Annotated in this window: 11 protein-coding genes; 6 read left to right on the top strand and 5 right to left on the bottom strand. The window is 40.2% G+C overall.

Annotation, left to right across the window (positions count from 1 at the left end; all coding sequences use genetic code 11):
• Positions 1 to 159: 159 nt before the first annotated feature.
• The 3 genes from H9648_RS02620 (at position 160) to H9648_RS02610 (ending at position 4,449) form a co-directional block, all read left to right on the top strand.
• Complete coding sequence (locus H9648_RS02620; protein ID WP_191752210.1) at positions 160 to 681, top strand: DinB family protein; 522 nt, start codon at positions 160 to 162, stop codon at positions 679 to 681.
• Between the two features lie 177 nt (positions 682 to 858).
• Positions 859 to 1,311: a MarR family winged helix-turn-helix transcriptional regulator gene (locus H9648_RS02615; RefSeq protein ID WP_191752208.1), complete on the top strand. Its 453-nt coding sequence runs from the start codon at positions 859 to 861 to the stop codon at positions 1,309 to 1,311.
• A gap of 15 nt (positions 1,312 to 1,326) precedes the next feature.
• Positions 1,327 to 4,449 (top strand): MMPL family transporter, encoded by a 3,123-nt coding sequence (locus tag H9648_RS02610; protein WP_191752206.1) that lies wholly within the window; start codon positions 1,327 to 1,329, stop codon positions 4,447 to 4,449.
• A 413-nt stretch (positions 4,450 to 4,862) separates the two neighbouring features.
• Here H9648_RS02610 and H9648_RS02605 read toward each other — a convergent pair whose 3' ends face one another.
• The gene (locus tag H9648_RS02605) at positions 4,863 to 5,243 is read right to left on the bottom strand and encodes a hypothetical protein (RefSeq protein WP_191752205.1); all 381 of its coding nucleotides are present in this window, start codon (positions 5,241 to 5,243) and stop codon (positions 4,863 to 4,865) included.
• 81 nt (positions 5,244 to 5,324) lie between these two features.
• Complete coding sequence (locus tag H9648_RS02600; protein ID WP_191752204.1) at positions 5,325 to 7,712, bottom strand: immune inhibitor A domain-containing protein; 2,388 nt, start codon at positions 7,710 to 7,712, stop codon at positions 5,325 to 5,327.
• A gap of 368 nt (positions 7,713 to 8,080) precedes the next feature.
• Between H9648_RS02600 and H9648_RS02595 the strand changes: the two genes are divergently transcribed.
• The 3 genes from H9648_RS02595 to H9648_RS02585 all read left to right on the top strand — a co-directional run bounded on the left by H9648_RS02595 (position 8,081) and on the right by H9648_RS02585 (position 11,977).
• Positions 8,081 to 9,031, top strand: a complete 951-nt coding sequence (locus H9648_RS02595; RefSeq protein WP_318243472.1) for an STAS domain-containing protein — start codon at positions 8,081 to 8,083, stop codon at positions 9,029 to 9,031.
• A 182-nt stretch (positions 9,032 to 9,213) separates the two neighbouring features.
• The gene (locus H9648_RS02590) at positions 9,214 to 10,452 is read left to right on the top strand and encodes an aminopeptidase (RefSeq protein ID WP_191752203.1); all 1,239 of its coding nucleotides are present in this window, start codon (positions 9,214 to 9,216) and stop codon (positions 10,450 to 10,452) included.
• Positions 10,453 to 10,801: 349 nt separating this feature from the next.
• Positions 10,802 to 11,977, top strand: a complete 1,176-nt coding sequence (locus H9648_RS02585; RefSeq protein WP_191752202.1) for a glycosyl hydrolase family 18 protein — start codon at positions 10,802 to 10,804, stop codon at positions 11,975 to 11,977.
• A 50-nt stretch (positions 11,978 to 12,027) separates the two neighbouring features.
• Here the strand turns inward: H9648_RS02585 and thrB are convergent, their stop codons facing one another.
• Genes thrB through H9648_RS02570 form a run of 3 tightly spaced genes read right to left on the bottom strand, consistent with a single transcriptional unit; the run spans position 12,028 to position 15,295 of the window.
• Positions 12,028 to 12,942, bottom strand: coding sequence for a homoserine kinase (gene thrB, locus H9648_RS02580; protein ID WP_191752201.1), 915 nt, complete (start codon positions 12,940 to 12,942; stop codon positions 12,028 to 12,030).
• Complete coding sequence (gene thrC / locus H9648_RS02575) at positions 12,943 to 14,001, bottom strand: threonine synthase (RefSeq protein ID WP_191752200.1); 1,059 nt, start codon at positions 13,999 to 14,001, stop codon at positions 12,943 to 12,945.
• A 1-nt stretch (position 14,002) separates the two neighbouring features.
• The gene (locus H9648_RS02570) at positions 14,003 to 15,295 is read right to left on the bottom strand and encodes a homoserine dehydrogenase (protein WP_191752199.1); all 1,293 of its coding nucleotides are present in this window, start codon (positions 15,293 to 15,295) and stop codon (positions 14,003 to 14,005) included.
• Positions 15,296 to 15,366: the final 71 nt, after the last annotated feature.

Raw genomic sequence — 15,366 nt, 5'->3', positions numbered from 1 at the left:
TCGCCTGCCCCGCGTAAAGCGAGCAGCATGAAATAAATATCAACTACTTTCAAAACAGCTTTATAATAAAAAAAAGAACATTTGTTTGCGTTTTTAAAGGAATTTTCTATCCCAATATCGAAATTAGTACCTTGAATAACAAACTTGGAGGTACAAAAGATGGAAAAATCGCAACAGCTTCACCAATTCAACTCTTGGGCTAATGAGAGAGTCTTTGACACACTAAAAGAACTCCCAACCGAAATGTACAGAAAAGACGTAGAAAGTGTTTTTCCTACAATCGCCGATGTACTTGTACACATGTATCAAGTCGATTATGTATGGCTACAGGTATTAAAAGGGGAAACTTTTGAAGATATTTTTAACTCCATAAAACAGCTACACGAAGAATTAAATGCTGCAGATCTAAAAAACATGCAAATGAAGTTTGAAGCCATATCTGAAGACTACGAGAACTTCATCAGAGGAAAAGAAGATTTATCTGCTGATATCACCGTTCATCATCCACACTTCGGAACACTTCATTCAACCTATGCTGATCTTATGCAGCACATTGTAAATCATGGCACGTATCACCGAGGTCATCTATCTGCAATCCTCAACCAGCTCGGCTATAAAGGTGCATCGATCGATTATATTTTTTATCTTTATTCACTTCAAGAAAAAAAGCAAACCTCATAAGAATGATGATGAAGGCATATCTAAAGAGATATGTCTTTTTTGTTACGTTTAAACAGATCTCAGCAAAAGTTACAGCAGAGTGATTGACAAGCTGCTTGTCCACCATGTAATCTAAATCTGGAAATAGATAGTTCAATAAATGAACAGTTAAAAAAATGAACCAATAGGAGGATTTGCATGTCACAATTATCCATTAAAGAACTTGTTGATCGTTATATCGATCTCACATTTGCGGTACATAAAAAAGGGGAGTCCCTTGTAAAAGAACAGCTGCAGAGTGAACTTTCAAATGATCAATTTTATACATTGAAATATATCTACAAGACAGAGAACTGTACGTCAACAGAGCTAGCGAAAGTTTTTGATGTAAAAAAAAGCGCCATTACAGCTGTGATCACAAAATTGTGGGATCAAGACTTGATCGAGAGAACCAGAGATCAAAATGATCGCCGCGTCGTTTATCTCACACTAACGGAAGCGGGACTTGAACTTTACAAGAAAACTGAAGAGAGAATCTATAACTTGGTAGAATCCATCATTACTCAGTTTGAAGAGCAGGAGATCAAACAGTTTATTGACACGTACGAAAAGATCAACAACATCTTAACGACACTTCAGGAAAAACAATAGGCAGGGGGAGAAATCGTGCGGTTTATTTTAAAACAAAAATGGCTTGTGCTTGTAGCATGGATCGCTGTCGTTGCCGTTCTTATGTTATCGGCACCAAATATGGCAGAACTGGTACGAGAAAAAGGACAAGTCGATGTACCAGACGGCTATTCATCATCATTAGCTTCAGATATTATGAGCGACGTCCAGAAACAAGAAGGCGGTGGAGATGAGTCTTCGGTAGCACCGGTCTTTACAGATGAAAAAGGACTTAGTGCGGCAGATAAAAAAGAAGTTGAGCGAGCGATCCGTCAACTTGAAAAGAATAAAGAAGAGCTAGGAATCACGGAGATCCTGACTCATTTTAATGAAAAGAGTCTTGAGAAACAGTTAGTATCAAAAGATGGAAACTCTATCTTAACGTCTATAAAAGTTGCTTGGAATGACCGAGAGCCAAGTGAAGTGAATGAAGCTCTATATAGAACGATTGAAGACAACGAAGTAGAGCACTATTACACAAGTAACTGGATGATCAACGAAGATCTTGTGAAAAGTTCTGAAGAGGGACTTAAAAAGACAGAAGGCATTACGGTAGTATTTATTCTAGGCGTATTGCTCTTAGTATTCAGATCTGTAGTTGCGCCACTTATTCCATTGCTAACCGTTGGTGTGACGTATCTCGCTTCACAATCAATCGTAGCGATGTTAGTAGATTCGTTCGATTTTCCGATCTCTAACTATACACAGATCTTTTTGGTTGCTGTATTGTTTGGAATCGGGACAGATTATTGTATTCTTTTGCTAAGTCGTTATAAAGAAGAATTATCGCTCACAGAAAGTAAAACAGAAGCGATCATCGCAACGTATCGTCAGGCGGGACGTACCGTTTTCTTTAGCGGTTTGGCGGTCATGATTGGGTTTGCTGCGATCGGTTTTTCTCAGTTTATTCTCTATCAATCAGCAGCCGCCGTCGCGGTTGGTGTAGGTATTCTTTTAGTTGCTCTATTCACGATCGTTCCTTTCTTCATGATGGTCTTAGGTCAGAAGATCTTTTGGCCATCAAAGAAAAAAGCGGAGCATGGTGAGAGCAAGCTCTGGGCGATTGCAGGGAACTTTTCGTTAAAACGTCCGTTGTTGTCGCTCATACTCGTTGCGGTCATTTGCGTACCGTTTCTTGTAACGTATGATGGAAAATTATCCTTTAACTCATTAGAAGAAATCTCAGGGGATGTTTCTTCGATCCAAGCGTTCAATGTGATTGAGAAAAGCTTTGGAGCGGGAGAGTCGATGCCAACCAACATCGTTATAAAAAATGATGAAAAGATGGACTCGACTTCATACATGGAGCTTGCTGAAAAGATTAGTCAGGAACTCGAAAAAGTTAACCATGTTGATGCGGTAAGGTCTGTTTCTAGGCCTACAGGCGAACCGGTAGAAGATTTCTTCGTCTACAAACAAGCGGAAAATTTAGAAGATGGCCTTGGTGATGGAAAAGAAGGAATCAATAAAATCAGCAGTGGGCTAATGGAAGCGAGCGGAGAGTTATCAAAATCTGAACCCCAGCTGACTGGTGCGACTGACGGCATTCAGCAGCTTATCGACGGCACGAGTGCTACTCAATCTGGTTTGACTGAGATACAAAAGAATCTGGTGAAGATAGAAGATGGCATTCGAAAAGGAACGATGGGAGCAGCTGACGCACAAAAGGGATTACAACAGATAAAATCTAAACAACAAGAGCTGCTGGCTGGTTATCAAAAGATTCAGCAGGGTTATGAACAAGCAGGATCAAATCTATCAACGATTCAATCAAACTACGTAAAAGTAGGGCAAGGATTAGGAAGCTTGAATACTGCACTGGCATCAATTACGGATCAAGACTTTCAAGCGTTGGAAGACCGCTATGAAATTGCAGATAACGATGCTGAGTATCAGAAGATTAAGAACACAGTGATAGCAACTCAAAATCAATTGCCCGGTATCAAAAGTAGCTTAGATCAATTAAACAATGGGCTGAGTCAAGTTTCATCAGGCGTTCAACAAGCCAATGGTAAATTTCAAGAGATAAACGGGTACCAACAAGGCATTATTGGTGGACTTCAGCAAGTGATCGATGGAACGAATCAACTTCAGTCAGGACTAGGGCAACTTGCTGACGGTCAAGGTCAGATCGTTGATAATGTGCCTAAGCTAACAAACGGCTTAAACGGTATCAATAACGGCCAACAAGAGCTGTTAAAAGGATTTGAAGACCTTGGTGGTCAGTTTAGTCAGTTAACGACTGGTTTAGATCAGAGTGCTGACGGATTGAATCAAGTTTCAGATGGTCTTGGTTCTGCTCAAGATTATTTGAACAACCTAGCCGAAACAAAGGATAAGAGTGCTTTTTATATGCCTGAAGAGGTGCTTCGAAGTAAGGATTTTGAACAGGCACTGGAAGCGTATCTATCAGAAGATCGCAAAACGATGACAATGGATGTTGTGTTTGGAATCAACCCTTATTCTAACGAGTCTATAGATGAAGTAGGCGAGATAAAAGAAGCGATCAATCGAGTGACGAAAGGAACGGAGCTGGAGAACGCGAAAGTGGCAGTGGGGGGAATCACGAGTTCTAACGCTGACTTGCAGACCGTTTCTAGCAATGATTTCTCAAGAACTGTTCTGCTCATGTTAGTAGGAATCTCTATCATACTCGTATTCTTGTTCCGTTCTTTAATCATGCCAGTTTACTTGATCGGTTCACTCATTTTAACGTACTACACGTCAATGGGAATCAATGAATTCATCTATGTAAATCTATTAGGATATACAGGCATCAGCTGGGCTGTTCCGTTCTTTGGGTTCGTAATCCTCGTCGCGCTAGGCGTTGATTACAGCATCTTCTTAATGGATCGATTTAATGAGTATAAAGATCTTACGGTTGCCGATGCGATGCTTCTCGCTATGAAAAAGATGGGGACGGTTATCATTTCGGCCGTTATCATATTAGGTGGAACGTTTGCTGCGATGATGCCTTCGGGAATGCTCTCATTGTTACAAATTGCGTCCATCATCCTAGTAGGATTGCTTTTATACGCATTTGTCGTGCTGCCTTTACTCATCCCAGTTCTAGTAAAGAACTTTGGAGAAGCAAACTGGTGGCCTTATAAACGAAGCTAAGCAATAAAAAAGATGGTTTAAAGTGCTCTAAGAGTAGACACTTTAAACCATCTTTTTTTGAATTTTTAGAATGTAGCTGATTTGAATTTTTTATATTGATGCATTCTATAAGCTTGTTGTTTTTAACTCTATTTCATTTCCTTCTTTGAATTTTTGATTGTAGTGGAAGGTGTGTGCCTACCGCATGAGATACTTCTTGCAAGGCATGCGACGAGGAAGCTTACTACGTAGTATTAGCTTGTAGACGCAGGAGCAAGAAACCTCTAAAGGCGGGCAGGTGAGACACTTATACGGAAACGTACGAATGTGGCTCACCGCCTGCCCCGCGGAAAGCGAGCATCTGCAACGGAAATCAACTACTTTCAAGAGCAACACTGAATACGAAAACAGCCTCTTATATGCTGTGGCCAAAATTATTCAGCTGTCTTACTTTCTTTTTGAATCTTTTGCTTCAATTCCTCGATGTATTTCTTTTTAGCCTTTTCATCCTCTAGATTGCCAGGCTTTTTTTGTTGCAGATATTTTTGAAGAGCGTTGTTGATCTCTTCTGTTGTGGCATTCTCAGGAATTTCTCCCTTATCTTTGAGCATCTGAATAATTCTTTCGTCGTTCGCGATCATGGCAGTCACCTCGTTTTGTTCTGCAGATTTAGAATCAGAGGAATCTTTTGGATCAGATTCTGCCTTTTCTTCTGATTCCTTTTTCCCAGGAAGTTTATCGTTTTCTTGTGTGCTGCAGCTCATAAGAAAAATCAGTGTAAAAACCGTTAAAAATACGCGTACAAACTTTTTCATCTCATACCCTCCTTATTAACAGTTTACCCTAGGAAAATAAAACCCAACTGCATGTACACAGTTGGGTTTATGAATGAATGTTTATTTCTTGCGAGAGATCTTAATCTTCGCTACAGAATCGTCTTTACTCTTTCCTTCAACAGAGAACTTTAGACCGTATTGTGGAACGTTACGTCCAGCGTCTAGAAGTCCAGGATTAGAGTAGTCATCTTTATCATTGAATACGGAGTTTGGATGAATCGCGTTATCCGTAAGCGATGTTCCATTGATTTGTTTGTAATCTAGGAACATTGGCTTCCCTTTATCCGTGTTGAATGCAGCATCATGGATCAAGTAGCGTGTTGCAGCTACTTTACCATCGCTCCATTTAAGCGTTTCTTGGTTCGCATCGACTACGCCCAAGAAACCATCTCCAGGGTGGATGCCTGTCCAGTTGTCAGAATAGCTGTTATCCACGTACCAAACAACAAGTCCGCCATCATAAGACATTAAGCTTTTTCCACGTGCAATGTGAGCAAGACCTTTATCAACACCTTGGTGATTTCTCCATTCTAATAAGTAGTAATGATCAGATAGGAATTTACCTTGGTTCTTCGTAAAGCCTTCTAGCTTGAATTTAGGCGTTCCTTCAGCATTATCGAACAATACATCCGTTCCATCAACGTTAACAGAAATGTCATCTACAAAGAATCCAGGCATTGTTGCTGCTACATCCGTCCAATAGTTGAACTTCAGGTCGATCTTTTTGCCTGCATAAGCAGATAGGTTGAAGGCTCCGTTCACCCATTCACCATTCGTGCTTCCTGTAATACCATGGCCAGGGTTCTGCTCGTTTGGATTCGTATCCGTAGTCAGGTTACCTTTAACGGTCACCCAATCTGTTGCTCCTTCTTCTTTCACTTTAATAGAAGCATAATCCCAATCTGTTTCAATGTCATACCATGTTTTAAAGTTTAGTGTAGCTGTTGAAGCTTTTGTAAGATCAAGAGATGTAACTAATGAGTTGTCTAAGTCATCTCCGCTGCCACTAAAATATTGATTGTCACCGCTATAAGGCTTGTTAACGACTGTTTCTTTTTGTGGAAGATCAACGCGAACGGCATCATTGTTCGTACCTTTCGTGTTTGCCTGATCAAGAAGAACGTCGATTCCTTTACGGTCGATCTCTTCGTAAACGAACGTTTCTCCACTTAACCAGTTACCACCGATATACGATTGTAAGAATTCTTTAGACCAAGCACTGAATCCAGTCGGCTCAGTACCAGGAACTTTACCAGCCCAGCTTCCGCTAGACATGATCGACCAGTATGCAACAGGCTCACCTTGGCCAGAGTACTGTGTATCGTACTCATCCGGAAGCTCAAGATCATGACCATATTCATGAGAAAATACGCCAGCTGCTCCATCAGCAGGTTGGACTGTATAATCGTAAGCTCCCATCATACCGTTCCAATAATCAACTTCAGACTCTGAGCCTGCGATTGGGAAAGGTGAACCAAGGTTCCAACGGTGGCTCCAAATTGCGTCACCAGCAAGTGCACCTCCGCCAGCTTCTTCACCGACGCTTGAGTGAACGATCATAAGGTGGTCTACTAAACCATCAGCTTCACGTGTATTGCCATCTCCATCTAGGTCGTAGCGATCTTCTTGATCATAGTCTCCTAGGTTAATGTTAGGATCTTTTGCAGCCGCTTCTAGCGCTTCTTTTACTAGAGAACGAGCGTCTTTGTCATTACCGTCTGGAGTAGGTACGTTTCCTCCATAATAAGCTGCTGGATGTTTAGCTTTATACCAACCTCCAACACTACCTGTTACAGAATAACTTCCACCAGATTGCTGTTCATAATATTGTTTCATGGAGATTAACTTTTCCCCGTTCGGTCCTTTATATCCTTTATTTCCAAATACTAAGTCTTCATAATGTTTCTTAGAATATTCTTCATAAAACATATCTGTTTCGTCTGCTTTAATGTTCGTAGCAGGGTAGTCTGGGAACTCTATCATAAGAACAAGAACGTTATCTACACGCTTTTGTCCTTTCCACTTTTCTTCTTTTACGTTTTTAATCTTATCTTCTTTTCTACCGTCTTTCTTAAGGCCTTCTTTTTTATGCTTACTTCTAATTTCTTTACGCTTTTCACTATGTTCGTCTTCAAGTGCACCTTCAGAGAATTTAGATGCGTTCTCTTGTTTTTTGTGTAAAAATTGCTGTAATTTTTTCTGTGCATCCGCTTCAGATGCGTTTTTACTGATTTCGCCTTGTTTCTTCAGCATTTCGATCAATTTTTCATCGTTGGCGATGCCTAAATCAAAAGGACCGCCTCCATGCTTATGTCCTTTGTGATCTTCGTGTTGTTGTGTTGCTTTCACATCAGATGAAACATTTGCTGGTGCAGCACTAACACTTGAAAAAGCAGAGCAGCTTAACATTGTAGCGAGTGCAGCAGATACCCATTTCCCTTTTTTCACCAAGATTCCCCCTAAATCGTAGTAGTTACCGAAAACCGACATTTATTGTCGGATAATTCCGTGTATTCAAAATGTTACCACGATAGCTCAACTACTAGAATAGGAGATAACTCCCGTGTTTTTAATATAGAATAGGGATTATTTACTATTTAAAGAACTATTTTCAAACACTTTTAATTTGAAAAAATGGTGAAGAATGTTTTAATTTAGGAGTTTTCATATAGTTCTTTAGACACGGAAGAAAAACATCCCTCATACAAGAACTGTCTTTGATTATTTTTATCTAAGTTTTCATTTATCTTTTAGTCAACGCGCTATAAATGTTTTACCAAAATGTTTATTTCAATTTCTTTAGGGTAAATAAAGGGGTGGACCATCAAAAGACTGCGAGAGAAAGATTTTTAGAAATGAAAGGTTGGTCATTTATTTTGTCTATGCATCTAAATTCAGCACTTAAAAATAAATCGGTTAAAAACTTTGAAGAAGCTACTGCAAACATTCTTCATTTTATGAGTAAACTTATCAACATCAATACGTTGTTTATTGCCAAGAATGACAAACAAGTAAATGAGATCAAAAAAGCTGTAAATAAGAATACGGTATTGATTCAAGAAGGTACAACAATGCCCTTTAAAGAAACGTTTTGTAAAGTGAGCGTAGATAAAGGCAATGATATTCTTCTTATAGAAGATATTACGCAAAATGAACGGACGAAGCATCTGAATGTGACAGAGGATTTAGGTGGGGGAAGCTTTATTGCGATTCCGATCTATTATGAAGATGGTGAAAATTACGGAACAATCTGTGGTCTTGATACGAAAACATTTGAGTTTACCGATCAGCATATCGAGCTTTTCCAGACGATGTCTTCATTGTTAACTTACGTTTTAGAGCTTGATAAGGCGAATAAAGAAATAAAAGAAATTTCAGTGCCGATTGTTCCTTTAACAAAAGGTGTTGCGATCCTTCCAATCATTGGCCATATTAATGAATATCGAGCAGAACTCATCATTCAAAGCACACTTGAAAGCAGCATGAATTTAGAGCTCGAACACATGATAATCGATCTTTCAGGAGTGAGTAGAATCAATAACTCTGTTAGTGAATATCTGTTAAACATCGTGAAGTTGTTAAGATTAATAGGAGTCACTCCAATTCTTACAGGGTTCAGACCAGATCTTGCCATAACCACTTTACATGTTGATGTGGATTTTAAAGGAATCATGATCACTAACAATTTAGAGAGCGCACTCACTCAAATCGGATTCAGCCTAAACAAAAACGATAATAATCATTCAAGATCACAGAGCGTTATGTGATCTTTTCTTTTTTTAGTCATTTGTTTATCGAGAAATTGATTACCGTTTAAAGGTTGCTTTCTATAGAGAAGTAACGAAAGGTAATAAAGAAAACAGTAGTCATAATATTCTTTTTTTTATATAATTAATATAATATAAACTTATCAGTCGTTTTTATGTATTTACCAATCGGAGGGGAAAGTATGAAGTCGTTTGAAGAGAAGTTGGATCAATACGCTGAATTAGTGATAAAGGTTGGATTAGGGTTAAAAGAGGGACAGAGGTTGCTCATCAGTTCGCCAATCGAAACGGCAGAATTTACGCGCAAAGTGACGAAGCATGCATACGAGAACGGTTGTAAACGAGTGATGGTGGATTGGACAGATACACAAACAAGCCGCATTCATCTTACTCTTGCGGCAGAAGAGGTTCTTCAAAATGATCTGCCTTCATGGGAAATTGATAAATATAATAGCCTTGTGGAAAATCATGATTGTTTTTTGATGATTACAGGGAATGATCCGAACGCTTATAAAGGCGTTCCTTCTGAGCGCATGATGTTCGTTCAAAAAAATCGCGGTGAGAAACTTCAAGCTTTCTCAGCGGGTCAATTAAGAGGAGATATGCACTGGGCGATCGCTGGTGCACCTACGGTTGGCTGGGCTAAGAGCGTTTTCCCAGACAAGAATGATGAAGAAGCGGTAGATGCATTATGGGAAGCAATTTTCAAAACCGTTCGTGTTGATCAGAATGATCCTGTAGCAGCATGGGACGATCATGTGAAAACGTTGACAGAAAAAGTGAACTATTTAAACGAACAGCAGTTCAAAACGCTTCATTATAAATCTGAAGAAGGTACCGATTTAAGCATAGATCTTCATCCAGATCACACATGGATCGGTGGAGGTCACCATTCAACGTTCGGAACGTATTATATCCCGAACTTGCCAACAGAAGAAGTGTTCACAACACCGAGAAAATATGGTGTAAACGGTAAAGTATCAAGCTCAAAACCACTTTCAGCGATGGGGAACATCATTGATAACTTCAGCTTAACGTTTAAAGATGGAAAAGTGATTGATTTCACAGCTGAGGAAGGGTATGACACATTGAAACAACTGCTTAGCATCGATGATGGAATGGGGTACTTAGGTGAAGTTGCATTAGTTCCTCACGATTCGCCTATTTCAAACTCAGGTATCACATTTAATAACACGTTGTATGATGAAAATGCTTCATGCCATCTAGCGATCGGAACATCAATCACGATGTCAGTGAAGGATGCAGGAAACCTTTCACCAGAGCAGATGGAAGAAAAAGAGATCAACTTCAGCCGCGGCCATACTGATTTTATGATTGGTTCTGCAGATCTTGAAATTGAGGCTGAATATGAAGATGGCAAACGTATTCCGTTATTTAAAAATGGAAACTGGGCGATATAAATGATTTAAAGACTCCACGCTCTTGGGGTCTTTTTTTTTGGTTCTTTGACGATCTATGAAAGTAGTTGATCTCCGTTTCAGGTGTTTCGCTTTCCGGGGGGTGTGCGGTGAGCCACCTCGGTGCTTTGCACCCTTAGGTGTCTCACCTGTCACACTGATCCCCCAGGAGTCTCACACCTTACACTACAATCAACTTGCAATGATGTTTTTTAAATAAAGAGTCAAAAGCAACAACCTTTTAACTATCTGTTAAAAAGATAAGAGGATTAGATGGTGCGAGCTATTTTAAAAAAAGAGAATAGGACAAACCTCTTCATGGAAAAATAACGAAAATGAAGGAGGTTTGTTTATGAAAAAGATAGTCGCGCTTTTAGCGGCGTTTACGATTGTACTAAGCGGATGCGGCAACTCTAACAACATGAAAGAAAGCGAAGCTGCTCCAAAGAACATGAGTAACGAAACGCGAAATAGCCCAAGGTTAGAACAGATTAATTCGCCACAGAAAAAACAAGTGGACATCTCAAAAGCTGAAACGAATCATGGTAAAACGAAGATTGAGACTTTAGGATTCTTAGAGCCGATCGAAGCGAAACAATCAATAAAAGATGTACAAGAATCGGTAAACGATCTAACTTACGTAGCGTTTTTTAGTTATCAAGTAAATAAAGATGGATCACTTAAGCCAATTAAAGATTATGCGGCACTTCAAGAAGTGAAGAAATCTAAAGCAATGCCGATGATGGTGTTAACTAACTTTATAGACGGAAACTTCTCGCCAGAGATCGCACATAACATCTTCACAGATAAAACCGCTTCAAAAACGCTGATCGGTAGTGTTATCAGCACGATGAAGCAAAAAGGGTATAAAGCACTGAATATTGATTTTGAACATATTAAAGAAAAAGATCGAGAGCTTTATAACGGTTTTCTAGAAACGATCATCCCACAAGTTCAAAAAGAAGGATTTAAAGTTTCAACTGCATTAGCTCCAAAGACAAGTGATGAACAAAAAGGACCATGGCATGGAGCACATGACTATAAACGTCATGGGGAGCTAGCAGACTTTGTTGTTCTTATGACATATGAGTGGGGCTGGTCTGGTGGACCTCCAATGGCTGTTGCGCCTGTAAAGCAAGTAGAGAAAGTAGTGAAGTATGCAACATCGGTCATCCCTCCAGAAAAAATCGTGATGGGTGCTCCGTTATACGGATACGATTGGACACTTCCTTATAAAAAAGGAAATAAATTCGCAAAACGCGTCGCACCGGCAGAAGCACATGATTTGGCATTAAAAGAAGATGCTACTGTGAAATATGATAACGAGTCTCAAGCACCGTTCTTTAATTACAAAGATGATAACGGCAAAGAGCATGTTGTATGGTTTGAGAACGAACAAAGTGCTGAAGCAAAGAATCAACTCGTGAAGAAATATAAATTAAGAGGGCTTGGTTATTGGGTATTAGGAGAACCATTCCCTGAAAACTGGACGCTATTAAGAGATCAATTTGAGATTGTGCATAAATAAGACAAAAAGGATTAAGCATTTTCGGTGCTTAATCCTTTTGCCTGTTAAATTCATAAAGCGGCAGACAAACATTTTTCAACTACAACTCCTCTGCGGTCAGGAAAAACTGTCTCAAAGTGGTACTGAGGAAACAATAGAGAAAGCTGTTCAGTGATACCTGCTGCTTTTTGATGTGGAGTGAAACAGACGATGGAGGGACCTGAACCACTTATAGCAGCACCATAAGCACCGAGCTCGATCGCTTTTTCCTTAAGTTCAGCATAGAGTGGAACCCATTTCGAACGAAACGGTTCATGAAACAGATCGCGGTTCATCATTTCGGCTGCTTTCTTCCAATCATTTTTCATCAATGCCGCAACAAGAACATTGCTGATCGCGCTGCCTTCAACCGCCTTGTTGAAAGGAAGAAGGTTTGGCAGAGAGCCTCTAGACTGTTTCGTATGAAGAACTCCATCTGGAATAGCTACGATCATCTCAACTGCCACATCTGGAACATGGACCGTTTCCACCACTTGTCCATTGTAAAAACTGATCGTAAGTCCTCCAAAGATGGCGGGTATCACATTATCAGGATGTTCTTCTAGTGAGCTTGCAAGAAGTGATTTCGATTCTTTAGAAAGTTCAAGGTCTAAAAGGATGTTTGCAAGTTCGATGCCCGCTACGATTGCAGATGCAGAGCTTCCCATCCCTTTTGATGTAGGAAATGTACTCACCACATCTAACTGGCAAGGAGGCAATTTCTTTCGAAAAGAATCTGCGGTGAAATGTGCGGCTTGCATGATTAAGTTGTTTTCATCTTTATTGAATGCTTGAAGTTCCTCTCCGTGAAATGTTGTTTTGCGTGGAGCGAACGGTTGAACATGAACGGTTAAGTATCTGTTTAGAGCAAGACCGACAGAATCAAACCCCGGACCAAGATTAGCTGTACTTGCTGGAACATGGATAGAAAAAGGTTCTGCTTTCATTTATACAACACATCCTTTTAGCTGTTGACGTAGTAGATTAAAATCATTTGGAATCACGATCGGTTCTTGTTGTACTGTTTTTAGTGCGATATCAGGATCTTTAAGACCGTTACCTGTTAGAATGGCTACAACGGAAGCGCCGTTTGGAAGTAATCCTTGTTGGTGTTGTTTATACAGTCCAGCAATCGTGCTGCAAGAAGCAGGTTCAGCGAAAACACCTTCTTTGGAAGCGAGCATCTGATATGCTTCTAAAATTTCTTCATCTGTAACAGAATCAATGACGCCACCAGATTCTTCTAAAGCAGATGAAGCTAACTTCCAGCTGGCAGGGTTACCGATTCGAATGGCAGTTGCAATCGTTTCAGGATTTTTAACAACAGATCCATTTACGATTGGAGCTGCACCGGCTGCTTGGAATCCATGAATGCGGGGGAGTCCAGAAAATTTCACTGCATCATACTCTTTGAATCCTTTCCAATACGCACTAATGTTACCTGCGTTTCCAACGGGTATAGCCAGGATGTCAGGAGCTCCGTCTAGCGCATCAACCAATTCGAAAGCAGCTGTTTTCTGTCCTTCCAAACGATAAGGATTTACAGAGTTAACGAGGGTGAAGTCTTCTTCTTCACTCATTTTTTGTACCATCTGAAGAGCTTCATCAAAATTTCCTTCAATGGCAAAGATCTCTGCTCCATACATTTTTGCTTGAGCTAGTTTTCCTTGAGCGATCTTACCGTCAGGAATGACAACGATACATCGGAGGCCTGCTCTTGCTCCGTAGGCTGCAGCTGCAGCAGAGGTGTTTCCTGTAGAAGCACAGATGATTGCTTTACTTCCTTCTTCTTTCGCTTTTGCTACAGCCATAACCATCCCTCTGTCTTTAAAAGAGCCGGTAGGATTTGCTCCTTCGTACTTCGCATAAAGGTTGATGCCCCATTCCTTAGATAGATGTGGAAGCGGAATAAGTGGAGTATGCCCTTCGTTCAACGATAGAAGGGGAGTAGACTCATTAACCGGCAAATATTCTTTATATTGATGTAGTAGTCCTTTCCAATGCATATTAAGCTCCCTCCACACGATAGTGACTTTTGATTTCTTGTACCATTTCAGAGTCGCGAAGCAGGTTATAGACGTGGCTATCTTGCTGTTTGTTCGTTCCGTGAGTCACGATTACAACTTCTGCTACCCCTTTATGATCTACAGGACTTTGAATTAATTTTTCAAGTGAGATGTCATGCAGTGCAAACAGAGAAGTGATCGAAGAGAAAGCACCTGCCTCATCTTTCACGTACAACCGGTAAAAGAATTTTCCGTCGATCTCGTTCGGCTGTTTTAACTGTTTATCAAACTGTGGAGCAACAACGCTTTTACCATTAACACCAAGTCGCATGTTTTTCACCACAGCAACTAAATCAGAAACAACTGATGTAGCGGTTGGTAGCTGCCCGGCACCTGGTCCGAAGAACATGGTTTCTCCTACAGACTCACCGTAAACATAGACCGCATTGTATTCATTTTGAACACTTGCTAGCGGATGTGAGTCAGGCAGAAGAGTGGGTTCAACACTGATTTCCACTTTTCCGTTATCCTTTTTTGCGTTTCCGATCAGTTTCAGCGTATAACCGAACTGGCGTGCATATTCGAGATCCTCTTGTGTAACCTTTGAGATACCCGACACGGATACATCATCCAAGTGGATGTGCATGGAGAAGCCGAGTGTTGAGAGAATCGCCATTTTTCTCGCTGCATCGATGCCTTCTACATCTGATGTAGGGTCGGCTTCTGCGTATCCAAGATCTTGAGCTTCTTTTAATACTTCTTCATAGTTGCGCTGCTGTTTATCCATTTTTGTAAGAATGTAGTTCGTTGTTCCGTTGACGATTCCCATCATCTTCGTAATTTTGTCTGAAGCCAACCCATCAACGAGTGAACGAATAATAGGGATGCCTCCTGCAACACTTGCTTCATAGAATAGATCGCATTCATTTTCATGTGCTACTTGTAAAAGTTCTGCACCATATAAAGCCATCAGATCTTTGTTTGCCGTGATCACATGCTTTTTATTTTGAAGAGCAAGTGTGATATATTCTCGCGCTAATTCAATACCGCCCATCACTTCTATAACAACCTGTATATTTGGATTTTGGATAACATCTTCGGGATGCTGTGTTAACCATTCATTGTTAATGGAGACAAGACGTTCTTTGTCAACATTCTGAACGAGTATCTTTTCAATAAAAACAGGGCATCCAACTCGGTGCTGTAATTCTTCGCGATTTCCTTCGATCATTCTAACAACACCACTGCCGACAGTTCCTAATCCTAAAAGTCCTACTGAAACGTGAGTAACCATTTTATCCGCCCCTTTGTTTTTATGGAAAGTACACTTGTTTGTTTGATATGGACATTTTACATGGAGTTAGA

Source organism: Fictibacillus norfolkensis (assembly GCF_014836645.1).
Taxonomy (GTDB): domain Bacteria; phylum Bacillota; class Bacilli; order Bacillales; family Fictibacillaceae; genus Fictibacillus; species Fictibacillus norfolkensis.
This window is presented reverse-complemented; position numbering and strand designations above follow the sequence as displayed.

Bases quoted from the DNA above. Each gene is read 5' to 3' on its own strand.
- H9648_RS02620 (WP_191752210.1), top strand. From the start codon at position 160: ATGGAAAAATCGCAACAGCTTCACCAATTCAACTCTTGGGCTAATGAG.
- H9648_RS02615 (WP_191752208.1), top strand. From the start codon at position 859: ATGTCACAATTATCCATTAAAGAACTTGTTGATCGTTATATCGATCTC.
- H9648_RS02605 (WP_191752205.1), bottom strand. From the start codon at position 5,243: ATGAAAAAGTTTGTACGCGTATTTTTAACGGTTTTTACACTGATTTTT.
- H9648_RS02590 (WP_191752203.1), top strand. From the start codon at position 9,214: ATGAAGTCGTTTGAAGAGAAGTTGGATCAATACGCTGAATTAGTGATA.
- H9648_RS02585 (WP_191752202.1), top strand. From the start codon at position 10,802: ATGAAAAAGATAGTCGCGCTTTTAGCGGCGTTTACGATTGTACTAAGC.
- thrB (WP_191752201.1), bottom strand. From the start codon at position 12,942: ATGAAAGCAGAACCTTTTTCTATCCATGTTCCAGCAAGTACAGCTAAT.
- thrC (WP_191752200.1), bottom strand. From the start codon at position 14,001: ATGCATTGGAAAGGACTACTACATCAATATAAAGAATATTTGCCGGTT.
- H9648_RS02570 (WP_191752199.1), bottom strand. From the start codon at position 15,295: ATGGTTACTCACGTTTCAGTAGGACTTTTAGGATTAGGAACTGTCGGC.